21 protein-coding genes and 1 pseudogene are annotated in these 23,081 nt (G+C 60.0%); 13 read left to right on the top strand and 9 right to left on the bottom strand.

The window, feature by feature from the left end:
* Positions 1-77: 77 nt before the first annotated feature.
* From znuB to AC0Z8Z_RS16940, 3 genes are read right to left on the bottom strand one after another with little or no spacing between them, the layout of a single operon-like run.
* Positions 78-860, bottom strand: coding sequence for a zinc ABC transporter permease subunit ZnuB (znuB, locus tag AC0Z8Z_RS16930; protein ID WP_172610143.1), 783 nt, complete (start codon positions 858-860; stop codon positions 78-80).
* Positions 853-1,653 (bottom strand): zinc ABC transporter ATP-binding protein ZnuC, encoded by an 801-nt coding sequence (gene znuC, locus AC0Z8Z_RS16935; RefSeq protein ID WP_192130556.1) that lies wholly within the window; start codon positions 1,651-1,653, stop codon positions 853-855. The genes znuB and znuC overlap by 8 nt, the downstream gene beginning before the upstream one ends.
* Complete coding sequence (locus AC0Z8Z_RS16940) at positions 1,653-2,135, bottom strand: Fur family transcriptional regulator (RefSeq protein ID WP_485619851.1); 483 nt, start codon at positions 2,133-2,135, stop codon at positions 1,653-1,655. The genes znuC and AC0Z8Z_RS16940 overlap by 1 nt, the downstream gene beginning before the upstream one ends.
* A 57-nt stretch (positions 2,136-2,192) precedes the next feature.
* On the opposite strand from AC0Z8Z_RS16940, the gene znuA reads away from it, so the two are divergent.
* Complete coding sequence (gene znuA / locus AC0Z8Z_RS16945; protein ID WP_485619852.1) at positions 2,193-3,122, top strand: zinc ABC transporter substrate-binding protein ZnuA; 930 nt, start codon at positions 2,193-2,195, stop codon at positions 3,120-3,122.
* A 92-nt stretch (positions 3,123-3,214) separates the two neighbouring features.
* Here znuA and AC0Z8Z_RS16950 read toward each other — a convergent pair whose 3' ends face one another.
* Positions 3,215-4,165 (bottom strand): homoserine kinase, encoded by a 951-nt coding sequence (locus tag AC0Z8Z_RS16950; RefSeq protein ID WP_485619853.1) that lies wholly within the window; start codon positions 4,163-4,165, stop codon positions 3,215-3,217.
* 34 nt (positions 4,166-4,199) lie between these two features.
* Positions 4,200-4,490 carry a DUF2782 domain-containing protein gene (locus tag AC0Z8Z_RS16955; RefSeq protein ID WP_065987944.1) on the bottom strand — a complete coding sequence of 97 codons (291 nt, stop codon included), beginning with the start codon at positions 4,488-4,490 and terminating at the stop codon, positions 4,200-4,202.
* 74 nt (positions 4,491-4,564) lie between these two features.
* Here AC0Z8Z_RS16955 and polA point away from each other — a divergent pair, with 74 nt between their 5' ends.
* Positions 4,565-7,330, top strand: a complete 2,766-nt coding sequence (gene polA, locus AC0Z8Z_RS16960; RefSeq protein WP_485619854.1) for a DNA polymerase I — start codon at positions 4,565-4,567, stop codon at positions 7,328-7,330.
* Positions 7,331-7,566: 236 nt separating this feature from the next.
* Here the strand turns inward: polA and yihA are convergent, their stop codons facing one another.
* Complete coding sequence (gene yihA / locus AC0Z8Z_RS16965; protein ID WP_065987940.1) at positions 7,567-8,202, bottom strand: ribosome biogenesis GTP-binding protein YihA/YsxC; 636 nt, start codon at positions 8,200-8,202, stop codon at positions 7,567-7,569.
* A 234-nt stretch (positions 8,203-8,436) separates the two neighbouring features.
* On the opposite strand from yihA, the gene AC0Z8Z_RS16970 reads away from it, so the two are divergent.
* The 6 genes from AC0Z8Z_RS16970 to AC0Z8Z_RS16995 all read left to right on the top strand — a co-directional run bounded on the left by AC0Z8Z_RS16970 (position 8,437) and on the right by AC0Z8Z_RS16995 (position 15,449).
* On the top strand, positions 8,437-9,054 hold the full coding sequence (locus tag AC0Z8Z_RS16970) for a c-type cytochrome (protein WP_485619855.1): 618 nt from the start codon (positions 8,437-8,439) through the stop codon (positions 9,052-9,054).
* A 191-nt stretch (positions 9,055-9,245) separates the two neighbouring features.
* Positions 9,246-9,887: a thiol:disulfide interchange protein DsbA/DsbL gene (locus tag AC0Z8Z_RS16975; protein ID WP_108121293.1), complete on the top strand. Its 642-nt coding sequence runs from the start codon at positions 9,246-9,248 to the stop codon at positions 9,885-9,887.
* Positions 9,888-9,896: 9 nt separating this feature from the next.
* Entirely contained in the window at positions 9,897-10,778 is an 882-nt protein-coding gene (locus tag AC0Z8Z_RS16980; protein WP_485619856.1) for an endonuclease/exonuclease/phosphatase family protein, read from the top strand.
* Entirely contained in the window at positions 10,775-12,862 is a 2,088-nt protein-coding gene (locus AC0Z8Z_RS16985; RefSeq protein WP_485619857.1) for a GGDEF domain-containing protein, read from the top strand. The genes AC0Z8Z_RS16980 and AC0Z8Z_RS16985 overlap by 4 nt, the downstream gene beginning before the upstream one ends.
* Positions 12,863-12,961: 99 nt before the next feature.
* A complete protein-coding gene (locus AC0Z8Z_RS16990; protein WP_122534381.1) occupies positions 12,962-13,738 on the top strand; it encodes an N-acetylmuramoyl-L-alanine amidase in 777 nt (258 codons plus the stop codon).
* A gap of 91 nt (positions 13,739-13,829) precedes the next feature.
* Complete coding sequence (locus tag AC0Z8Z_RS16995; protein ID WP_485619858.1) at positions 13,830-15,449, top strand: EAL domain-containing protein; 1,620 nt, start codon at positions 13,830-13,832, stop codon at positions 15,447-15,449.
* Positions 15,450-15,464: 15 nt separating this feature from the next.
* On the opposite strand, the gene AC0Z8Z_RS17000 is transcribed toward AC0Z8Z_RS16995, so the two are convergent.
* From AC0Z8Z_RS17000 to algB, 3 genes and pseudogenes are all read right to left on the bottom strand, one after another.
* Positions 15,465-15,830 (bottom strand): sensor histidine kinase, encoded by a 366-nt coding sequence (locus AC0Z8Z_RS17000; protein ID WP_407073261.1) that lies wholly within the window; start codon positions 15,828-15,830, stop codon positions 15,465-15,467.
* Between the two features lie 20 nt (positions 15,831-15,850).
* Positions 15,851-17,252 (bottom strand): annotated as a pseudogene (locus AC0Z8Z_RS17005) (KinB sensor domain-containing domain); the annotation flags it as partial.
* Positions 17,253-17,262: 10 nt separating this feature from the next.
* On the bottom strand, positions 17,263-18,609 hold the full coding sequence (gene algB / locus AC0Z8Z_RS17010; protein ID WP_037017110.1) for a sigma-54-dependent response regulator transcription factor AlgB: 1,347 nt from the start codon (positions 18,607-18,609) through the stop codon (positions 17,263-17,265).
* Positions 18,610-18,863: 254 nt separating this feature from the next.
* On the opposite strand from algB, the gene AC0Z8Z_RS17015 reads away from it, so the two are divergent.
* From AC0Z8Z_RS17015 to gltP, 5 genes are all read left to right on the top strand, one after another.
* Positions 18,864-19,715: a BON domain-containing protein gene (locus AC0Z8Z_RS17015; protein WP_485619859.1), complete on the top strand. Its 852-nt coding sequence runs from the start codon at positions 18,864-18,866 to the stop codon at positions 19,713-19,715.
* A gap of 271 nt (positions 19,716-19,986) precedes the next feature.
* Complete coding sequence (locus tag AC0Z8Z_RS17020; protein ID WP_122623681.1) at positions 19,987-20,271, top strand: hypothetical protein; 285 nt, start codon at positions 19,987-19,989, stop codon at positions 20,269-20,271.
* A gap of 89 nt (positions 20,272-20,360) precedes the next feature.
* The gene (locus AC0Z8Z_RS17025; RefSeq protein WP_002555679.1) at positions 20,361-20,525 is read left to right on the top strand and encodes a DUF1328 domain-containing protein; all 165 of its coding nucleotides are present in this window, start codon (positions 20,361-20,363) and stop codon (positions 20,523-20,525) included.
* 2 nt (positions 20,526-20,527) lie between these two features.
* On the top strand, positions 20,528-20,995 hold the full coding sequence (locus AC0Z8Z_RS17030; protein ID WP_485619860.1) for an inhibitor of vertebrate lysozyme family protein: 468 nt from the start codon (positions 20,528-20,530) through the stop codon (positions 20,993-20,995).
* A gap of 699 nt (positions 20,996-21,694) precedes the next feature.
* Positions 21,695-23,026, top strand: a complete 1,332-nt coding sequence (gene gltP / locus AC0Z8Z_RS17035) for a glutamate/aspartate:proton symporter GltP (RefSeq protein WP_485619861.1) — start codon at positions 21,695-21,697, stop codon at positions 23,024-23,026.
* Positions 23,027-23,081 lie beyond the last annotated feature (55 nt).

A 23,081-nucleotide genomic window follows, 5' to 3' on the forward strand; every position in this document is an offset into this window, starting at 1 on the left:
ATAGGCGGGCAAAGAGTCATTGCACATTGCCGCCATTAGATTATTGCGGAGTATGACTCTACCCGCCACCCAAGGTTCTACCGCTTGGGCAAAAGGAAGCTGAGCAGAAACAGTGCCGCCGCCGAGACCACGATGGACGGGCCTGCCGGGGTGTCTTTGAACCAGGACAACGCCAGTCCCGCGCATACCGCGATGACGCCAATGATGCTCGCACCCAGGGCCATTTGCTCCGGCGAGCGTGCGTGACGTTGTGCCGCAGCGGCGGGAATGATCAGCAGCGAGGTGATCAGCAACACGCCGACGATCTTCATGGCCACCGCAATGACCACTGCGATCAGCAGCATCAACGTCATCCGCAATGTCGCCACCGGCAGCCCTTCGACCGTCGCCAGCTCTTCATGCACAGTGATCGCCAGCAGCGGCCGCCACAGCGCGCAGATCAACACCAGCACCAACGCGCTGCCTGCGAGGATCCACGCCAGATCGTTCGGGCTGATGGCCAGCAGGTCGCCGAACAGATAGCCCATCAAATCAATGCGCACGTCCCGCATGAAGCTCAGCACTACCAGCCCGAGTGACAAGGTGCTTGGCGCGAGAATACCCAGCAGTGTGTCGGACGCCAGCGGTTGACGTTGCTGCAGGGTTACCAGCAACACCGCCAGCAGCAGGCAGCCCACGGTCACGGCGATCGTCGGGCTGATGTCCAGCAGAAAGCCCAGCGCCACGCCGAGCAACGCGGCGTGGGACAGCGTGTCGCCAAAATAAGCCATGCGCCGCCAGACCACGAAAGACCCCAAAGGGCCTGCAACTACCGCTAACGCGAGGCCTGCGAGCAAGGCGTAAAGAAGAAAATCAGCCATGCTTGCAGCTGTCCCCGTGGTCGTGATTGTGGGTATGGACGTGATCGTGGACGGGCGCGGGTTGGCAGACTTCGCCATGCAGGTCGTGCGCATGATCGTGATGATGGTGGTAGATCGCCAGGCTCGGCGCGTTCAGGCCGAACAGCTCCACGAATGCAGGATCGTTGCTGACCTGCTCGGGATGACCGGAGCAGCACACGTGGCGATTGAGGCAGACCACCTGATCGGTGGTGCTCATGACCAGATGCAGGTCATGGGAAACCATCAGCACGCCGCATTGATGCCGGTTGCGCAGCTGAGTGATCAGCGCGTACAGCTCGGCCTGTCCGGCGACATCGACGCCCTGCACCGGCTCGTCGAGCACCAGCAGCTCCGGCTTGCGCAACAGCGCTCGCGCCAGCAACACGCGCTGCATCTCGCCACCGGAAATCCCTTGCAGCGGGCTGTCGATGACCTTTTCGGCGCCGACCTCGACCAGCGCCGCCCGCGCGGTATCGCGATCGACGCCGGGCACCAGACGCAGGAAACGCAGGACCGACAACGGCAGCGTGGCATCAATGTGCAGCTTCTGCGGCATATAACCAACGCGCAGTTTCGGCTTGCGCCAGATTTCGCCCGAATCAGCCTTCAGCAGCCCGAGCACGGCGCGCACCAGCGTGGTCTTGCCCGCCCCATTGGGGCCGATCAGGGTGACAATTTCACCTGAACTGACGCTCAGCTGGATGTTTTCCAGCACACTCTGGCCGGCGCGGGTCACGCTGACGTCCTTCAGGCGGATCAGTGCATCGCTCATCAGGCGGCCTTGCACCCGGCACACACGCCAACGACTTCGACGGTCTGGGCTTCAACGTCAAAGCCCACCTCGTTGGCAGCGTCGACGATGGCGGCGCTGATGTTGGCGTGCTGCAACTCGATCGCGGCGTGGCACTCGCGGCAGATCAGGAACTGGCCCTGATGCGCGTGGGTGGGGTGGTTGCAACCGGCGAAGGCGTTCAACGACGCGATGCGGTGCACCAGGCCGTTTTCCAGCAGAAAGTCCAGCGCGCGGTACACCGTGGGCGGCGCGGCGCGGCGGCCGTCTTCTTCGCTGAGCACGGCGAGGATGTCATAGGCGCCCAGCGGCTTGTGGCTCTGCCAGACCAGTTCCAGCACGCGACGACGCAGGGCGGTCAGCCGCAGGCCTTTGCCCGCGCACAGCGTGTCGGCTTCAGTGAGTGCACTGTGCACGCAGTGGGAGTGATCGTGGGGGCGACTGGCCAGGGGTGTTTTAGACATGAGCGGCGACGGCCTTTGAGAGAGACGTTATTATGTTACCCGTTCCTGCCCCCATGAGTGGTTATCGTGTCCCGACTTTTTTTACTTTTTGTCGTATTTATGACTGGTTTTTTAACCGCCACTGCCGCCGATGCCAGCGTGCGAGTACTGACCAGCATAAAGCCGCTGCAGCTGATCGCCGCGGCTGTGCAGGACGGAATCGCGGTGCCGGAAGTCCTGCTTCCGCCGGGCGCATCCCCTCATAACTACGCGCTACGGCCGTCCGACGTACGGCGCGCGCAGGAAGCCGATCTGCTCTACTGGATCGGCCCGGACATGGAGACATTCCTGCCCCGCGTGTTGTCCGGGCGCAGCAAAGCCTCGGTCCCGGTCGAGTCGTTGCCGGGCATGCACCTGCGTCATTTCACCGCCAGCGCCGAGCATCACGATGATGACGAAGACGAGCATGACCACGATCATCGCCCGGGCAGCGTCGATGCGCATTTGTGGCTGTCGTCAGTCAATGCGCGGGTAATTGCGGCGAAGATGGCCGCCGACTTGAGCCAGGCCGATCCGGCCAATGCGGCGCGTTACGAGAGCAACGTCAAAGCCTTCAGCGCACGCCTTGACGCGCTGGACGCCAAAATCAAACAGCGGGTCGCCGGTATTTCAGGCAAGCAGTATTTCGTGTTCCACGAGGCGTTTGATTATTTCGAAGAAGCGTATGGGTTGAAGCATGCGGGCGTCTTTGCCGTCAGCAGCGAGGTTCAGCCGGGTGCTCAGCACGTCGCTGCCATGCGCGCGCGGTTGACCGAATTCGGCAAGACGTGCGTGTTCAGCGAACCGCCCCTTCGCCCGCGTCTGGCCGACACGTTGAGTGCGGGTCTGCCGGTCAAACTGGCCGAGCTGGACGGATTGGGCGGCTATACACCCGCCACCGCCGAGGGTTATGAGCAATTGCTGAGCAAACTGGCGGATGATCTGGCGGGGTGTCTGGAAGGTTTGTAAGTGCTGGGCCGATGCCTTCGCGAGCAAGCTCACTCCTACAGTTGAACGCGGTCCCTGTGAGAGTGAGCTTGCTCACGAAGCTTTTATGAGGCCTACAACGCAAACGGCAACGGGATGTGGGTTTCTTGCCGCTGTTCCAGGCGTTTGCGGAATTCGTCCGGATCATGGATCAGCACGTCCTGGCCGGCGAAGGTTTCGGCGGCAATGAGGCGTGACAGCCAGAAGCGCACGCAACCCACACGTAGCATCGTCGACCACAGCTCGGCTTCGGCGGCTGTAAACGGCCTCAGCGCGGCATACGCACCCAGAAACGCCCGGGCGCGCGGCGCATCAATGGTGCCGTTCTCAAACGAGCACCAGTCATTCACCGCAATCGCCACGTCGTACAGCATCGGCCCTGAACAGGCGTTGTAGAAATCGATCACGCCCGTCAGATGGGTACCTTCGAACAGCGTGTTGTCGCGGAACAGGTCTGCGTGCAGATTGGCCCGCGGCAGCGCCATGATGGCCGCCTTGCGATGCTGAATTTCCTCAACAGCTTTGGTCAGCAGCGCGCCCTGCGCCTCGTCCAGGTGAGAAATGAAATTACCGCCCTCCTCCAGCATCCAGTCCAGACCACGGTCGGTTTTACGCTCGATAGTCGCGCTGCGTGTGGCCATGTGCATGAGCGCCATGAATTCGCCGATCTGCACGCAGTGCTGAGTATTGGGCTCAGCCGGGTGCCTGCCGGACAGGCGCGGTTGCAGCAGCGCCGGCTTGCCTTTCAGCTCGCGCAGGGCCTGGCCGTCGGTGGTGCGCAGTGCGTAGGGCACAGGCAGATTGGCGTCGTGGAGGACATCCAGCAATTCAATGAAAAACGGCATCTCCTGAACCGGGCCGCGCTCGACCAGAGTCAGCACGAACTCGCCTTGCTCAAGGCTGATGAAGAAATTGGTGTTTTCACTTCCAGCGGCGATGCCCTGAAAATCACGCAGGGCGCCAAGCCCGTACGGGGCGAGAAAAGCTTCCAGCTCGGGCCGAGCCAGGGGAGTAAAAACGGACATAGAGGACTGCCAGCAAGAGAGTGAATGTAGGGCGTTACCAGCTGAATAGTACCCATTGGGGTATCAGCATGTCCGGTTGATCCGAACGGATGAATTGACCACTTGTGCCATCGGCCCGCACCAGATAATACGGCTTGCCGTGTTTGGGCGTGATCTTCACGGCGTACACGAATCCGTTCGCACGATACTCCTTGATGAAGCCGTCGCTGTCCTGACGGATGGTCACATCAGGCTCTGCCGATGGCGCTTCGTCATCCGCCGCGACCGCCAGCCACGGACAGGCAATCAACCCGCCGAGCAGTAACAGGCGATTCAGCGCGCGCATGATAACCTTGTGCCTTTGTCGTCAACGGTCCGCGCATTCTAGCGCCGACCCCGCCGAAAAGGTTGATCTTACACATGAGTCTTGCGCCCCTCGTCCTGGTGGACGGTTCTTCTTATCTTTACCGCGCGTTCCATGCGCTGCCGCCGCTCATGACCTCCAAAGGCCTGCCCACCGGTGCGGTCAAGGGCGTGCTTAACATGCTCAAAAGCCTGCGCAGGCAATATCCCGAAAGCCCGTTTGCCGTGGTTTTCGATGCCAAGGGCGGAACGTTCCGCGACGCGCTGTACGGCGAGTACAAAGCCAACCGCCCCAGCATGCCGGACGACATGCGGGTGCAGATCGACTTCTTGCACAACTGCGTGCGAGGCCTCGGCTACCCACTGTTGTGCGTTGAAGGCGTAGAGGCCGATGACGTGATCGGCACATTGGCGCGCAGCAGCGCGGCCGCGGATCGTCCGGTGGTCATCTCCACCGGTGACAAAGACATGGCCCAGTTGGTCGACGGCCACATCACCCTGGTCAATACCATGACCGGCAGCGTGCTGGACGTCGCCGGTGTGAAAGAGAAGTTCGGCGTCCGCCCGGAACACATCATCGATTACCTGGCGCTGATGGGCGACAAAGTCGACAACATCCCCGGCGTACCCGGGGTTGGTGAGAAAACCGCAGCGGGCTTGCTGGTGGGCATCAACGGCGGCCTGAAAGAGCTTTACGCCAACCTCGACAAAGTGGCAGCGCTGCCGCTTCGAGGCGCAAAGTCCTTGCCGGCCAAGCTCGAAGAACACAAGGAAATGGCCTTCCTGTCCTACGAGCTGGCGACCATCAAGATCGACGTGCCGCTGGACATCGAGCTCGACGCTCTGCACTGCGGCGAGCCTGATCGTGAAGCGCTGATGGCGCTGTACACCGAGCTGGAATTCAAAAGCTGGATCACCGATCTGCAGCGTGATGCCCGGCAGGAAGGCGCTGAAGTCGTTCCCGCTGCCGAGCCGGCGCCGATCATCGAGGCCAAGTACGAGCTCATCCTTGAGCAGACCCAATTCGACGACTGGCTGCAAAAGCTTGAAGCCGCGCAACTGTTCGCCTTCGTGGTGCAGAGCAACGGCACCGACGCCCAGCGCGCGCAGATCGTCGGCCTGTCGTTTGCGATCAAGACCCACGAAGCCTGTTACATCCCGCTTACCCATTCCTATATGGGCGTGCAGCAGCAACTGGATCGCGACGCGGTGCTTAAAGCGGTCAAGCCGATGCTGGAGGACGCGAGCAAAATCAAGGTCGGGCAGCACGCCAAGTTTGCGATCAACCTGCTGGCCAACTGCGCCATTGACGGTGACCAGAACCATGGCATCAACGTGCAGGGCGTCAAGTTCGACACGATGCTCGAATCCTACGTGCTCGACTCCACCGCGACGCGCCACGACCGTGACAGCCTGGTCGCCAAGTATCTGGACCACACGCCGGTCAATTTCCAGGACATCGCTGGCAAGGGTGCGAAACAGCTGAGTTTCGACCAGATCGCGCTGGAGCAGGCTGGTACCTATGCAGCTGAAGAGGCCGACCTGACGCTGCGCCTGCACGAAGTGCTGCAAGACCGACTCGCCAAGACGCCGAGTCTGGCCCCGGTACTGAACGACATCGAAATGCCGCTCATGCCTGTACTGGCGCGCATCGAGCGTCAAGGCGCGCTGGTCGATGCCAACCTGCTCGGCAATCAGAGCGTCGAGCTGGGCAACAAGATGACCGAGCTTGAGCGCGAAGCGTTCGCCATTGCCGGTGAGGAGTTCAATCTCGGCTCGCCCAAGCAGCTTGGGGTGATTCTCTACGAAAAGCTCGGCATGCCGATCATCAGCAAGACCGCCACCGGCCAGCCGTCCACGGCTGAAGCGGTGCTCGCGGAACTGGCCGAGCAAGAATATCCGCTGCCGAAAGTGCTGATGCAGTACCGCTCGATGAGCAAGCTCAAGAGCACGTACACCGATCGCCTCCCGGAGCAGATAAATCCGCGCACCGGGCGAATTCACACCTCCTACCATCAGGCGGTGGCGGTGACCGGGCGTCTGTCCTCCAGCGACCCGAACCTGCAGAACATACCCATCCGCACCGCCGAGGGCCGTCGCATTCGTCAGGCGTTTGTCGCCCCTCAAGGCTACAAGCTGTTGGCGGCGGACTACTCGCAGATCGAGCTGCGGATCATGGCGCATCTGGCCAAGGACGAAGGCTTGCTGCACGCCTTCCGCAATGACCTGGACGTGCATCGTGCGACGGCAGGCGAGGTGTTTGGTGTCGAACTGCCGGACGTGACCAACGACATGCGCCGCAGCGCCAAGGCGATCAACTTCGGTCTGATTTACGGCATGAGCGCGTTCGGGCTGGCCAAGCAAATCGGTGTCGATCGCAAGCAGTCCCAGGCGTACGTGGATCGCTATTTCGCGCGCTATCCCGGCGTACTGAATTACATGGAGCGCACTCGCACTCAGGCGGCGGAACAAGGCTACGTAGAGACGATCTTCGGCCGTCGCCTTTACCTGCCGGACATCAACGCAAAGAATCAGGCGCTGCGCAAAGGTGCCGAACGCATGGCGATCAACGCGCCGATGCAAGGTACGGCGGCTGACATCATCAAGCGGGCGATGGTGGCGGTGAACGGCTGGCTGGATGCGTCAGGTCTGGATGCTCGCGTCATCCTGCAGGTTCACGATGAACTGGTGCTGGAGGTGCGTGAAGACCTGGTCGAGCAGATCAGCAAAGACATCCGCGTGCACATGAGCGCCGCGGCCGAGCTGGATGTTCCGCTGCTGGTCGAAGTGGGTGTCGGGAACAACTGGGACGAGGCGCATTAACAATTTTGTCGTTCCGGTTCTGCGCAGGATCGGAACCGCTATCTCATTAAATTTCCGCCGGTTTTGAACTTCGGCGGACAAAACCCGGTCTGAGTTTGCGAATGGCTGACGTAGCCATTCATGCTCCTATGTTGTGTTAAGTGTTGGCAGATATCCGGACCCCTCCCGAGAGGTCTGGACTTGTACCCCGAACTTCCCCTCCCCACATGAAGTCCGGGGTTTTTTTTGCCCGCGATTCAGGCCGCCGGTGCCTTGTCTTCCAGTTCCATCCAGTCGGCCAGCACGGTGTAAGCCTCTTCCAGGCCCATGCGCTTGGGTGCCGAGAACAGCTGGATGGTGATTGCGTCACCCCAACCGCGATGTATTTCCGACTGGACTTTGAGCAGCGTGTTTTTCGCCGCGCCAAAGGTCAGCTTGTCGGCTTTGGTCAGCAGAATATGCATCGGCATACCACTGGCGATCGCCCAGTCGAGCATCAGAAGGTCGAAGTCGGTCATCGGGTGGCGGATGTCCATCATCAGGATCAACCCCTTCAGACTTTCACGGCCGCCCAGGTAGGCTTCGAGGTGGCGCTGCCAGTGCAGCTTCAGCGGAATCGGCACCTTCGCGTAACCGTAGCCGGGCAAGTCGACCAGACGGCGGTCGTCGTCCAGGCTGAAAAAGTTCAGCAGCTGGGTACGGCCGGGGGTTTTCGACGTGCGCGCCAGGCTGGCGTGAGTCAGGGTGTTCAGCGCGCTGGATTTACCGGCGTTGGAGCGGCCGGCGAATGCGACTTCAAAGCCTTCGTCATCCGGGCATTGGTCGACTTTGGCAGCGCTGAGCATGAACTTGGCTTGTTGGCACAGGCCGAGAATAGGGTTCTTGAGTTGCATGGGATATCCGGTGAGGGCGTTGCGACGTGCGCGGCAACGGGGTGTCTTTTTCCGTTCAATGGGCGCGAGTATATAATGCCGCGGATTTTCATGTGTGCCTTGTCCTGCCCCCGCAAGGGTGTTGCCGACGCGAGAACCCGCCTGGCCTGTGCACTGAAACGTCCAAAAACAGGCCGCCTCCTCTCAAGACAGCCCATCATGAGGGCCGCACTTTCAGCCGCATCGGATCAACCCATGAACGCATTTCTGTCGAGCCTGCTGTTGACCCTGAGCCTGAATGGCGTCGTGCAGGCCGCTGACTCGCCAGCGGGCGATCCGGTCGCCGGCCAGACGAAAACAGCGGTCTGCGGCGCTTGCCATGGCCCTGACGGCAATAGCCTGGTCCCCATCTTCCCAAAGCTCGCCAGCCAGGGTGAGCGCTATCTGCTCAGCCAGCTGCATGACATCAAGGACGGCAAACGGGTTGTGCTGGAAATGACTGGCCAGCTTAATCCGCTCAGCGACCAGGACCTGGCAGACATCGCCGCTTACTACGCCGGTCAGAAAGGCAGCGTCGGCACTGCCGATCCCGATCTCGTCGCGCTTGGTGAAGCGCTGTTTCGCTTTGGCAAGCTCGATCAGGGCATGCCGGCCTGCACCGGCTGCCATTCTCCAGACGGTGCGGGGATTGCAACAGCAGGTTTTCCGCACCTGAGTGGGCAGCACGCCGACTACATCAAGAAACAGCTCACGGCGTTCCGCGAAGGTGATCGCAGCAACGACGGCGACACGCGGGTCATGCGCACCATTGCCGCGAAACTGAGCAACAAGGATATCGAAGCGCTCGCGGCTTACATTCAAGGCCTCCATTGAGCGCCGGGACCGCGATACTGACGGACACGGTTGGTAAAACAAATTGCCGACAGAGCTGCCCGGACGGGCCAAAAAGGGTAGCGAACGGCTGCCCTTTTTTACGGCCGCAGGCGTTACACTTGCGAACTCATATCACCTCGGCCGGTCGAACTGCGGCCACCGAAGTGACCTTCCATGCCCAGGAGTTAAGCATGCGTAATCTGATTCTCAGCGCCGCTCTGATTTTTACCAGCCTGTTCGGTCTGACCGCTCAAGCAGCAGAGCCCATCGAAGCCGGCAAGCAATACGTTGAGCTGAAAAGCGCTGTTCCTGTTTCCGAGCCGGGCAAGATCGAAGTCGTCGAAATGTTCTGGTATGGCTGCCCGCACTGCTACGCTTTCGAGCCGGTCATCAATCCATGGGTCGAAAAACTTCCCGCTGACGTCCACTTCATTCGCGTTCCCGCCATGTTCGGCGGCCCTTGGGACGCTCACGGCCAGCTATTCATTACCCTCGACACCATGGGCGTAGAGAAGAAGGTCCACACCGCCGTGTTCGACGCCATTCAAAAAGGCGGCAAGCGTCTGACTGACCCGAATGACATGGCCGAATTCGTCGCCACCCAGGGCGTCGACAAGACCAAGTTCCTTGAAACCTTCAATTCGTTCGCTGTGAAGGGCAAGATCGCTCAATACAAGGAACTGGCCAAGAAGTACGAGATTACTGGCGTCCCAACCATGATCGTCAACGGCAAATACCGCTTTGACCTCGGCACTGCTGGTGGTCCCGAGCAGGCGTTACAGGTGGCCGATCAGTTGATCGCCAAAGAACGCGCAACGCTGACCGCCAAGTAAGCGCTGACCATGGCGCGCTGGGGAACTACTGAACGGGTCGTTGCCCGGCACACGCCGAAGGTCAACGAGCATCATCTTCACGAGACAGGCCTGCCGGCCGACGGTCGGCTTCGCCTGCTCAGCTTCAATATCCAGGTCGGCAACAGCACCGAGCGCTACCGGCATTATCTGACCAGGGGTTGGCAGCATCTGCTGCCCCACAATGGCAGAGCCGGGAATCTTCAGAAGATCGGCGATCTGCTGCGCGACTATGATCTGGTCGCCTTGCAGGAAGCCGATGGCGGCAGTATGCGCTCGGGCTATATCAACCAGGTTGAACACCTTGCCCAGCTCGGTTCGTTTCCGTACTGGCATCAGCAACTCAATCGCAACCTCGGACGCCTCGCCCAGCACAGCAATGGCGTGCTCAGCCGCTTGCGCCCGTGGGACATCGAAGATCATCCGCTGCCAGGTCCGGCCGGGCGTGGCGCTATTCTCGTTCGCTTCGGCGAAGGTCCGGACGCGCTGGTGGTGGTCGTCATGCACCTGGCACTGGGCGCACGCACTCGCACGCGACAGCTTGCCTACATTCGCGAGCTGATTGGCGGCTATCGCCATCAGGTGCTGATGGGCGACATGAACACCCACGCCAATGACCTGCTGCAAACGTCCCCACTGCGAGATCTCGGCCTGCTTGCACCGCAGGTCGAGGCCACTTTCCCCAGCTGGCGTCCGCAGCGATGCCTGGACCACATCCTCCTGAGCCCGACCCTGACCCTTGAAAAAGTGCAGGTGCTCGCTCATCCCATTTCCGATCATCTGCCCGTCGCGGTGGAGATTCGCTTGCCGGCCTCATTAATCGGTGACTCGCTGCCGATAACAAGCTCATCTCCTCGCGGACCTGTGGAATGACCGACGAAGCGCAGCGCTGGAAAGAAAAGTACCTCAAGAGCATCGAGCAGCAAGACAAACTGGAGCGGCGCTGGAACGCGCGGCTCGACTTGCTGCGTCGAGGCCTTGTGCGCAGCAGCCTGGCGGCCGAAGGCGCCGACAAGGCGGTTGATGCGTGCATGAAGGAAATGCGCGAAATCGTTCGCAAGGACGACATGGACGCAGGCTTGGCCGCTTTGATCCCGCGCCTCGAAAAGGCGGTGTTGGACTCCGAGCAGCGTCGCGAACAGCGCGTCGAGCAAATGGGCACGGCGTTGACGTCGCTGGTCGCGCAGTTGCAGGCGTTGCCGCTGCCCAAAGATGTCAGCAAGCCGCTCAAGCGATTCGCCAAGAGTCTTGAAGATCGCATCACTCAAGCCCGTGAGCTGCCGCTGCTATTAAGTGAGTTGAGCGGACTCCAAGGGCAGGCGCTGTCGCAGATCGAACACCCGGATGAAGCGTCGCGCCCGGGTTTTCTCCAGCGATTGTTCGGCAGTCACCGTGAGGCTGACGGCGAGGGTGATGTGCCCCATTCAGTTAGCGAGCCGGGGGGGATTCAAGGTTCTGATGAAGCGCCTCAGCATTCAGCCGCCGTGCCCGAAGCTGTCCCGGAGAACACCGAGCTGGAGGCTGAACTTCGCAGCACCGTCCCGCCCGTTCCCCAGCCTGTCGCCGAAGAGCCCGAGCGCTCCATCCCGACGCCCCACTCCGACGTTGCAGTCCAGCCGGTAATGCCCGAGTCCAAGCCAGAGCCAGAGCCAGAGCCAGAGCCGGCCCAGCCAGACGAAGAACCCGAGGCGCCGCTCCACACCGGTCACGTGCCACAGGCCTCCGCCGGCGAGTCTTCTCACGACGAAGCATCCGAGCCTGCGGCTGAAGCGCCCGCTCCGGATCATCAAGAGACTGCTGAAGCAGTTGTTATTGCCGACGACACCGAGATGGTCGCTGAAGACAATGCGCCTGACGAGACCGCTGCAGAAGAAGACAGCCCCTATGCACTGCCCTCTTCGCCCGAGCCCAGTTACAGCTCCGTTGCCGCCCACATCGAAGAAACCCTGCTAGGGCTTCTCGATGAGCTGACGCTGCCCGAACACCATCGTCCGCAAGCCGAAGCCATGCGCGTCCGGCTTGAGCATGGGCTGAACTGGTACGAACTGTTGCCGATCCTCGACGATCTCGCCGTGCTGATGCTCGCCGTCAATGACAGCGGACAGCATGAGTTTGAGGCCTATCTCAAGCAGCTCAATGAGCGCCTTGAGTCGTTTCAGAGTGGCTTGCTGGCAGCCAGCGAAAACCATGCCGATCAGCAATCGGCATCGCGGCAACTGGACCATCAATTGCGCGAACATGTTGGCGACCTGCAAACCAGTGTGCAGCAGGCGGCCGATCTGGACAGCCTGAAGCACGTGCTGGAAAGCCGTCTCGAAGGGCTGATTGGCACCATGGATCATCATCAGCAGCAACGCGATCAGCGCGAACAAGAAGTCGCCACCCGCCTGCAAGCCCTTTCCAGCCGCGTGGCCACGATGGAGCAGGAGGCGCTGGGTTTCCGGGTTCATCTGGAAGAGCAACGACAAAAAGCGCTCATCGATACGCTGACAGGCCTGCCCAACCGCGCGGCGTGGAACGAGCGGCTGGAGCATGAGATCGACCAGTTGCAGCGTAAGCGCTCAAGCCTGCTGCTCGGCATTCTCGACCTGGATCACTTCAAGCGCATTAACGACGGCTATGGCCACCTGGCGGGTGACAAGGTTCTGAAGATCATCGCCGGGCAGCTGCGAAAGCGCTTGCGGGCTTCTGACTTCATTGCGCGATTTGGCGGCGAAGAGTTCGTGATTCTGCTGCCGACCACGCCGATGGATGAGGGGTTGGCGCTGCTGGAGCGTCTGCGCGAGGGCATCGAACAGTGCCCGTTTCACTTCAAGGGCGAGCCTGTGACGGTCACGGTGTCCACGGGTATCACCCGGTTCGCTCCGGGGGAGCGCAGCGACGTTGTGCTCAAACGCGCGGATCAGGCGCTGTATCGCGCCAAGCACGAGGGGCGAAACCGCATCGAGCAGGGCTGAACGTTTTGTCTGGTTGGCAGCATGGGCATGATGCATTTTTGAATGCGCAACGGGCGTTACGTTACACTGTTGCATTATTTGCCTACACGTCGTGCCGCCATGAAGTCTATTTCTGCCCTATTTTTGCTGTTGCTGCTGAGCGCTTGTAGCAGCGGTCCGAAGATCGACACCAGCCACCCTTCTGTGAATTTCGACAGCCGTGTGCAGTTTGTGGTGGTTCATTACACCTCCGCCTCCCTCGACCGGTCACTGGAGCTGCTGACCCACGGTGAAGTGAGTGCGCACTACCTGATCGGCGACGGCCCGGCCACCACCTACAAGCTGGTCGACGAGTCCCAACGCGCGTGGCACGCCGGTGAAAGCGAATGGGACGGGCGCACCTGGCTCAACTCAAGCAGCATCGGCATCGAGATCGTCAATCCGGGCTACCGAGACACGCCGACGGGTCGGCTCTGGTATCCCTACAGCGAGGCGCAGATCCAGGCGCTGATCGTCCTGCTCAAAGACATCGTCAAACGCAATCACATCGAACCGCGCCACGTCATTGGCCACAGTGATATCGCGCCCCTGCGCAAACTTGATCCGGGGCCGTTGTTCCCGTGGAAGCGGCTGGCCCAGGAAGGCCTGGGAATCTGGCCGGATGAACAGCAGGTTGCACAACGTCAAACCCAGTTGATGGGCGTCGTGCCGAATATTGTGTGGTTCCAGCAACAACTGGCGCTGCTAGGTTATTCGACCCCTCAGACCGGAGAGCTGGACATCGCAACACGTCACACGCTGGCTGCGTTCCAGATGCATTTTCGGCCACAAAAATTTGACGGTGAGCCGGACCTGCAAAGTGCAGCGATGCTGCAAGTGCTTAACTTAAGGCACTAAATTCCACTAATTGTCAGTTTTTTCCAGACTATTTCTGCGCTTGTTGCTATACCTCAGTGGTTATGCAATCCCACCACCTGGATGACTGTCGATGCTCACGGCGACGCCGCGACTGCGCTCTTTTCTCTACCGTCCATGGATTCTGGCATTAGTAGCCGCGCTGTTAAGCGCGGCCGTCTTGCTGGCGGGCAGCTTTGGGCTGGCGATGCATCAGGCCCGGCAGGACGAACGTGCGCAGATGAATGCACAGGGCGAGCGCTTTCTGGTGCGACTGGAGCAGTTGTTCAGCCAGTTGAGGGCCGGGCTCGATCAGCTTGAAGCGCAGCCCTTGCGTGGCTGCAGCCCGGAGATGATCGAGCAGTTGCGTCAGGTGAACTCACGCTACCGTTTTATCTATGAAGTGGCTTACATCAATGAAGGCCAGTTCTGCTCCAGCTGGACGCGCCAGAGCCTGATAGGCAAGCCGAGGCCACCGGACATTCGCGGCCCTACTTATGATTACTGGCTCAACACCTCCACCCAGCCTGACGACAACCTCGCTTCATTGATGCTCGGGCGCGGGGAGTTTCGTGTATCCACCTCCCGCGGTCACCTGACGGATGTTGTCGACCTGCCGGCGGGCGGCAGCCTGGTAGTGGTGCTGGATCGCGGGTCCAAAGCAGTCCCGGTCCTGGGCCCGCCTCAAACATGGCCGCCTACCCCCGACTGGTCGCCGACCTCCACCGAAACGCTGATGACCACTCAGGACAAACTCGTCTACCGGATGCCGACTCAGAGCCCGGAATACCAATTGGTCCTGATCACGCCGCGCAGTGGTTTGCAACAGAAGGTCACCGGCGCATGGTGGTTGCTGGTCCCGGCCAGCGTGCTGATCTCGCTGTGCCTCGGAATTCTTGTCCTGCAACTGGTGCGCCAGCGTCTGTCCCTGGGCGGCGAGCTGCACGGAGCCCTGCGTCGGGGCGAGTTGAAGGTTTTGTATCAGCCCATTTTCGACCTCAATACCCGGCTGTGCGTGGGGGCTGAGGCCCTGGTGCGCTGGCGACGACCGGACGGCACACTGACCAGCCCTGACCTTTTCATTCCGTTGGCGGAAAACACCGGGCAGATCCGCCAGATCACTGATTTCGTGCTTCAGCAGTTGCTTGAACAGTTGGGCCATCTGTTACGCGCCAATCCGCACCTGTACGTGTCGGTCAATCTGGCAGCGTGCGACGTCATGGCCCCGCGCATCGGTAGAGTGACGGCCAAGCTGCTGGCATTGCACCGCGTCGCGCCTCGGCAGATTGCGTTCGAGGTCACTGAGCGCGGCCTCGTGGACGTGGTTGTTGCGCGCAATCATCTCCAGGCGCTGCGAGATCGAGGCCATCAAGTGCTGATTGATGACTTCGGCACCGGTTACTGCAGCCTGGCGTACCTGCAGACGCTGCCGGTGGATTGTCTGAAAATCGACAAAGCTTTCATTGACGCCCTCGGTCACGATGCCGCCAGCAGTGGCGTGGCGCCGCATATCATTCGGATGGCCCATGCGCTGCAACTGCGGGTCATCGCCGAGGGCATCGAGTTCGAGTCGCAGGCGATGCTGCTGAAAAGCGAAGGGGTAATTTATGGTCAGGGCTGGCTGTTCGCCCGCCCGCTGAGCGCGACCAAGTTCACTGAACTGGTGACCGGCGGCAGACGCAGCGCCGGGCGGCGTGCGGATGATGTCGCGTAGCGCACCAGTGCTGTTCTAGAGCGGCAGGGCCATATAGAACTGCGTGCCCTGCCCCGGTCGGGAGTAGACGCCCATTCGCCCGCCGTGCAATTGAACGATCTCCTTGCACAGGGCCAGCCCCAGGCCTGCACCGCCTTTCTTGCGGCCGACCTGCACGAATGGCTCGAAGATCCGGGCTTGCTGGCCGTAGGCAATGCCTTCGCCGTTGTCTTCCACGCTGATGATCAACCGCTCGCCATGACGCCGCGCCTGCAAGCGGATCAGGCCAGATTTCGGGGTATGGCGCAGGGCGTTATCAAGCAGGTTGTCGAGCACGCGGTCGAGCTGAGCCTTGTCGGCCTGCACCCGTGGCAGTGGCTCTTGGGTTTCCAGCAGCACCATAACGTCCTGATCATGGGCGGTATCAGCAAAGCGCTGACGCGCAGCTTCGAGCAACTCGTTGATATCACAGGGCTCCAGCGTCAGCTTCTGCAGTCCGTTCTGATACCGCGAGAAGTTGAGCAAGTCGTTGATCAACTGCATCAGGCGCTGCATTTCTTCGTTGACGGTGTCGAGCAGGTCCTTCTCACGCGAGTCCGGCGGGAAATGCACGCGTTCCTGGAGTAGACCGAAGGCCATGTGCATGCCGGTGACGGGCGTGCGCAACTCGTGGGAGGCGCGCAGCACGAACTCGCTGCGCACGCGTTCGAATGCCCGCTGCTCGGTAACGTCATGCAGCACCATCACAGCGCCGACAATGTGCCCTTTGGTGTGGCTGACCGGGGTAAGGCTGTAGGTGAGCAGGCGGACCTCGCCGTCGATCTCGATGGAGAGGTCATCAGGTGCCCGTTCCAGCGTACCGCCGCGCAATACCAGATACAGCTGCTCGTCTAGCTCGGGGCGCTGCAATGCTTCGCCAAGCCCTTGGCCCAAGCGACTTTCTTCCCAACCCAACTGCCGTTGCGCGACCGGGTTCAGGTGTTCAAGCCGCCCTTGGCGATCAATCATCAAGAGACCGTCGTCGATACTGTCCAGCACTGCTTGCAACCGCTGCTGTCCAGCGAGCAGTTCATCGACGTTGGTTTTCTGATGCTGGCGCAACGCATCGGCCATCATCCCAAAACGGTGGGTGAGCAAATTCATTTCGTCCGATGAGGACGTGGGCAACGTTACGTCGAAATCCCCCTGGGCAATCCGGTCCGCCGCCTTGGCCAGCTGTTCGATGGGACCGCCGAAACGCCGGGCGATGCCGTGGGCGGTGACGAAGCCGATAACCAGCACCGCCAGCCCCACCAGCCCCAGCAGTGCTGAAACCCAGAGCGCTCGCGACCTTGAGGCGCTCTCCGCCTGACTGATGTTCTCAAGCGCTTGCCGATGAGCGTCGAGCAGGCCATTGCGCAACGTGTTGAACGCATCTGTCACGGCCTCATCGTCGCGGATCGCCTCACCATGTTCGCTGGATTGCTCGATGGTTTTGACGAAGCGGGCGTAGTTCACCCGAGCCGTTTCGAACCCGCTCGGAACGCCGGTCTGCTGGTCATGATCAATGCCCTGATCGAGCAGATTCTGAAACGCTTCCTGATTGCCTTTGATCGCCACCTGATCGGGGCTGTCCTTGAGCATCATCACCAGTTGGTCGCCCAGGTTCTGACGCAGCTTCAGGCCAATATCTAGCGTGATGAAGTTATGCCGAATCGACGACTCCTGAGATTTTGCCATCTGCATGACGCTGACGAGCCCCAGCACCAAGCCCAGCAGGGCAACGGTGATAAGGGCGGAAATACTCAGGAAGAGTCGGGTGCGCAACTTCATCGCAAACATCATCGGCGCCCTGTCACAGGTTGTACTGCTTGCGTTTTCGGTACAGCGTGGAGGCGTCGATGCCCAGCGTGCGTGCGGCCTGATCCAGCGTATCGCTGGTCGCCAGTACCGCGCCGATGTGGGCTTTCTCCAGCTCGTCAAGGCTCAGCGCTGCGCCCACACGTGGGGCATTGTTGACCGGTTGTTCGGCCATACCCAGATGCGTGATTTCGACTTTTTCCTGCGGGCAGATAATGCTCGCCCGCTCGATGACGTTACGCAGTTCACGGATGTTGCCGGGCCAGCGGTAGTTGAGCAGCGCGCTGCGCGCCTGTTCGCTGAAGCCACGCGCCGGGCGGCTGTACTCTTTGACGAAGCGCGCCAGAAAGCGGTCCGCGAGCGTCAGGATGTCTTCGCTTCGTTCGCGCAGCGGCGGCAGGTTCAAGGTGATCACATTCAGGCGATACAGCAGGTCCTCGCGGAAGCGTCCTTCGCGGACCATGTCTTCGAGGTTCAGGTTGGTCGCCGCCAGAATGCGCACGTCGGCGCGACGGGTGACCGGGTCACCGACGCGTTCGTATTCCTTGTCCTGAATGAAGCGCAGCAGTTTGGGCTGCAGCGTGAGCGGGAAGTCGCCGATTTCATCAAGGAACAACGTACCGCCGTCTGCCTGATTCACCCGACCGAGTGTGCTTTCACTGGCACCGGTGAAGGCGCCACGGCTATGGCCGAACAGTTCGCTTTCCATCAGCTCGGCAGTGAGCGACGGGCAGTTGATGGTCACGCAGGCCTTCTTGGCGCGCTTGCTCCAGCCGTGAATCGCTCGCGCCAATTCACCTTTACCCGTACCGGATTCGCCGAGGATAAGGATGTTCGCGTCGGTGTTGGCAACTTGGCGGGCTGTTTCCAGGATCGCCATCATCGACGGGCTGTGGGAATCCAGGCCGTCTTTTGGTTTGCGTACTTCGCCTTCGAGGGCTTCGAGTCGTGCCGACAATTGGCGGACTTCGAGCTGCTTGGCGGTGGCGAGGCGCAGTTGATCCGGGCTACAGGGCTTGACCAGGTAGTCGGCAGCGCCGGCCTGAATCGCGTCCACCGCGGTGTCGACCGCCGAGTGCGCAGTCACAATTACCACTCGCATCCACGGCGCCTGCACGCGCATTTGCGCCAGAACATCCAGCCCGTTGTCCTCACCCAGACGCAAATCCAGGAAACACACGTCGAATACCTGACGCTGCAACAGCGCCTCTGCCTGCGCTGCGCTGTTGGCGGTGGCTACGCTGTAGCCTTCATCTTCCAGGCAGTAGCGGAAGGTGCGAAGGATGGCGGATTCATCATCCACGAGCAGAATACGGCCCTGATTCTCAGCGGCTGCTTCCATTTTTCCTACGCTCCTCAATGAATAGTCTGTGTTAGTCCCGGAAACATCGGGCAAGTTGCATGGTTCATTCTGATTGATTCTTTGCGCTGCATGGTAGCGATCTTCTGAAAAAGCCGTCGGGTACTGATCCATGGCAGCTTGCTTGCCCTATCCGTCGGCTCGAAGCTCGTGTGAGCAAAATCAGGCTGCGCCGAACATCTGAGCCAAAGACCAGTCTGTCCAGAGGTACCTTTTGCAATTGTCTGGAGATTCCCATGCCCCCGTTGAAGAAGATCGCCTTGGCCATGACCACCGCCAGCCTGCTTGGACTGACCCCCGTCATCGCCCAGGCCGCCGCCGATCTGCCGACCCAACTGGCCGAAGCGCGCCAGGAGGGGTCGATCTGGACCGCCTTTGCCTTGAATCGGCATTTGAGTCCTTTCAAGATCAGCGTGGACGTGGAACAAGGCACTGCCATCCTCAAGGGCAAGGTCGAGAACCAGGTCGACAAGGATCTGGCGTCGCAGATAGCGGGCGACATACAGGGGATCAACAAGGTCGACAACCAGCTTGAGATTGACCCGCAGGTCGCTGCCGATCCGGGCACTAAAGCCACTATGGCCCAGCGTTTCGATGATGCGACGCTGACCGCAACCATTAAATCCAAGCTGCTGTGGAACAGCGTGACCGAGGCATTGAACATCGATGTCAGCGCCGCTCAGGGTGTCGTCACCCTCAAAGGGCAGGCGAAAGACGCAGATGCCAAGCAGCTGGCCGGAAGCCTGGCCACCAATACGGACGGCGTGACGGAGGTGAACAACCTCATCAGCGTCAGTGCGCGCGATACACAGGCCATCAAAGAGCAGAGCGAACTTCAGGCCAATGCCGTTCGCGAGGAATTCAGCGATGCATGGATCACCAGTAAGGTGAAATCCAGCCTTATATATAGCCGCACCCTCGATGGCTTGAACATCAAGGTCGACACCAAGAACGGTGTAGTTACGCTGGACGGTGTGGTGGCTAACTACGCCGAGAAGGAACTGGCGGTCGAGATCGCGCGCAACATTCGCGGGGTTAAAGGCGTCGATGCCGACACCCTGCGCGTTACAGCGCGCAGCGCGGGCTAGAGCGTTACATGGCGGTCGGACAGGGTTTTCAGATCGGTATTTGCACCTGAAATGAATTCGGCCGCTAACGTGATGTCCGCCCATTCGTGCATTCCGCACGATGACAAATGTTCAATCGTGCAGCTTGCGTGTACGACACTTCTGAATTATCTATCTAAGCTATTGATTTATAAGGATAAAAACGTTCGCAAAAAGCTGGCACACAGCGTGCAATATTCCTGATAACAAAGGCCTGAACAGACGGCCGACAAGATTGCCAGGAGTCAGCTGAATGAACGCTCAACATCTCGCCAACAAACTGCGTATCTCTCCTCTGCATTTGCAGCAGGTCTTGTTTGCCAGTCTGGCGCTGATGATTACGCTCATTGTTGTGCAGCAGTTCAATCACTGGAATCAGAATCAGGAAGTGACTCAGGTTCACTACTCCCACGCTCACACCGCACCTTTTGCCAAGGCAAGTGCGCTGAAAGCCTCGGACGTCGCCTTGAGCATGCAAGTTGATGATGCGGCCGCTACTCCTGATGAAGCGCCACGTCAGCAAAGCTGGGTTTTCTGATCCTCCGGGTCGAAGACGCGATCTACCCCGAGGGTCATCCCGACCCCTCGACGTAGCAAAAAAATCAATAAACAGTAAGGAGATTCACCATGTTGAGCTGGGCAATCACATTTCTGATCATCGCTATCGTTGCAGCCGTCCTTGGTTTTGGTGGTATCGCAGGTACTGCTACCGGCATTGCCAAGATCCTGTTCGTGGTCTTCCTGGTCATGTTCGTGGTGTCGTTCTTCTTTGGCCGTCGCGGCCGAGGCTGAATATGGGCTTGAAGCATCTCCATGCACTGACACTGGCGCTCCTGGGGAGCGTCAGCGTTACAGCTATGGCGGCCAACGACGGTCAGTCTCGGGCAAACGAGCTATTAAGTTCGAATGCTGAGTACCGCGAAACGTGGTCGAGCGTGGTCAAGAAGGAAGAGCGATTGCCCGATTGGGTGATCAATCTTTCCGGCGCCGCGGAGCAGATGAATGCCGTGACTGAGGACGGTGACAAGTATCTGGTAGGGCCGCTCTGCGAAACCCAGGATACTTGCCGCAACAAGCGACTCATCGTGGCGTTCAGTCTGGACAGGTCCCATGCGTACGCCATGTTGGTCGAAGTGCCAGCGGGACTTCCCGCAGACAAATCCCCGACGCGCCATGCGGATTACCGGTTTTTGGGCAAGCCGGACGAAGGCATGCAAGGCCTTCTGAAAGAACAGCTCAAGAAAGATCCTAACTGGTACTGATTTGAATGATGGGAGACCTGTCCCTGACAGACCTTCCTGATAGGCGCGCAGCCCGAAGACGGTGCGCGTATGACCAAGGGGCCGGGGCGTTGCGATCAAGGGAGTGATTGAAGCGTCCTAGGAGTACAGGGAGTACTCCCACATGTGGGCCGGGTCAGGCAAGCCGCATTGCAAGTCCATCGTCTGATAGAGCTTCAACCTTTATCCGGCAGTGGACTTGCGAGGCGCAAATGACCGCTATTTTCTTCAACGTCTCTGTATCTCATAAGTCCTACATACCCCCTTCTACGTTTCCTACGACCGTATATCGCCAAAAATTCCTCGTGCAAATGGCTTGTCGGCCATCCTTGACCGATCTGTCACTCTGCCATCGCGCCTTGCGTAAATCCGCTACAGGCGACGTTTTAGCCACTTCTCAGCATTCCAGTGTCGAGCGAATTCGCCCTGTTTTGGCGCGCTTCACTGTAAGTGATTGATTTGCATCATGCCGATTCGGCATAGGGTAGTCGTTTACGGCATTAGACGATGCAAGTCACCGTGGGAATAGTTGCGCCTTTTTCGCCTGCTCAGAGCTCGGATGCTCGCCTGCGGCCACTTACGAGACAGTCCTGACGGCGACCGCGGTATCACGCTTGCTACCAAGCGCAATGATGAACGTGTGGTTGGGGGATGTCCCGGCAATGACAACAAGGTAATGACATGAAGAAGGCAAAACTGAGCCTCGCCTGGCAGATCCTCATCGGCCTGGTCCTGGGTATCGCCATTGGCGCCGTCCTGAACCACTCCAGCGCCGAGAAAGCCTGGTGGATCAGCAATATCCTGCAGCCGGCGGGCGACATCTTCATCCGCCTGATCAAAATGATCGTTATCCCGATTGTGATCTCATCTCTGGTCGTCGGCATCGCAGGCGTCGGCGACGCCAAGAAGCTGGGGCGCATCGGTCTGAAGACCATCCTCTATTTTGAAGTTGTCACCACAATTGCCATCGTCGTAGGTCTGTTGCTGGCCAATGTCTTCCATCCCGGCACCGGCATCGACATGAGCACGCTGGGCACGGTGGACATCTCTCAGTACGAAAAGACGACCTCCGAAGTGCAGCATGACCATGCCTTTGTCGCGACGATCCTCAACCTCATCCCGTCGAACATCTTCGCGGCCGTTGCCCGTGGCGACATGCTGCCGATCATCTTCTTCTCGGTGTTCTTCGGGCTGGGTCTGTCGAGCCTGAATGCCGAAGTGCGTGATCCGCTGGTGAAGGTCTTTCAGGGCGTGTCGGAGACCATGTTCAAGGTCACCCACATGATCATGAACTACGCGCCGATTGGCGTGTTCGCCCTGATCGCCGTGACTGTTGCCAACTTTGGCTTCGCCTCGCTGCTGCCGTTGGCCAAGCTGGTGATTCTGGTGTACGTCGCCATCGCCTTCTTCGCCTTCGTGGTGCTGGGCCTGATTGCGCGCCTGTTTGGCTTCTCGGTGCTCAAGCTGATGCGCATCTTCAAAGACGAATTGGTGCTGGCCTACTCCACCGCCAGTTCCGAAACCGTGCTGCCGCGCGTGATCGAGAAGATGGAAGCGTACGGGGCGCCGAAAGCCATCAGCAGCTTCGTGGTGCCGACCGGCTACTCGTTCAACCTCGACGGCTCGACGCTGTACCAAAGCATCGCGGCGCTGTTCATCGCGCAGCTGTATGGCATTGATCTGTCGATCGGCCAGCAGTTGATGCTGGTGCTGACCCTGATGGTGACGTCCAAGGGCATCGCCGGTGTGCCGGGCGTGTCATTTGTCGTGCTGCTGGCAACCCTGGGCAGCGTGGGCATTCCGCTGGAAGGCCTGGCGTTCATCGCTGGCGTCGACCGCATCATGGACATGGCGCGCACCGCGCTGAACGTGATCGGCAACGCGCTTGCGGTATTGGTGATCTCGCGCTGGGAAGGCATGTACGACGACGCCAAGGGCGAGCGCTACTGGAACTCCCTGCCGCACTGGCGTGGCAAGGACCCTCTGCCGGCGGGTCAATCGACGGTCGAGTAATCACTATAGAGCGCGAATCATCAAACCCTGGCCCCGGCCGGGGTTTGTTGTTTCT

Source organism: Pseudomonas sp. 1L-C-7-B-C1, assembly GCF_057291635.1.